We start from the raw sequence: 576 nt of genomic DNA on the forward strand, positions 1-576 counted from the left end.
TCGCGGTATTGACGCGGTATTGACGAAGTTGCCGAGCGTCAGCTTGTCGGCGCCGGCGGCGAGATCGATCAGCCCGCCGGTCGCCTGAGCGCCCAGCGTCACGGTGTCGGCCGACAGGCCGCCGGTGATCGTCTCGACGTTGGAGACGGTCGCGGTGTTGACGAAGGCGCCGAAGGTCAGCGAATCCGCGCCGCCGGCGAGATCGATGGTCGCGGCGGTGACCGCCGAGGACAGCACCACGGTGTCGGCATTGGCCGCACCGACCACGGTTTCGGTGTTGGCGACGGTGACGGTGTTGACGAAGGCCCCGAGCACCAGCTTGTCGGCGCCGGCGCCGAGATCGACGGTGCCGGTGGTGATCTGCGAGCCGAGGGTCACGGTGTCGGAGGACGCGCCGCCGACCAGAGTCTCGACGTTGGACACGGTCAGGACGTTGGCGAAGGCGCCGAGCGTCAGCTTGTCGGCCCCGTCGCCGAGGTCGACGGTGGCGGCGGTCACCGCCGCACCGAGCGTCACCACGTCGGTGGCGGCGCCGCCGACGATGGTTTCGACGTTGGAGATCGTCGCGGTCGCACC

1 protein-coding gene is annotated in these 576 nt (G+C 70.0%); it reads right to left on the minus strand.

Translation table 11 applies throughout. From position 1 onward, the window contains the following. The coding region (locus EYW49_RS23215) for a hypothetical protein (RefSeq protein WP_407695502.1) at positions 1–576 on the minus strand (576 nt) is incomplete at both ends.

Origin of the sequence: Siculibacillus lacustris, assembly GCF_004328075.1 — a bacterium.
Taxonomy (GTDB): Bacteria; Pseudomonadota; Alphaproteobacteria; order Rhizobiales; family Ancalomicrobiaceae; genus Siculibacillus; species Siculibacillus lacustris.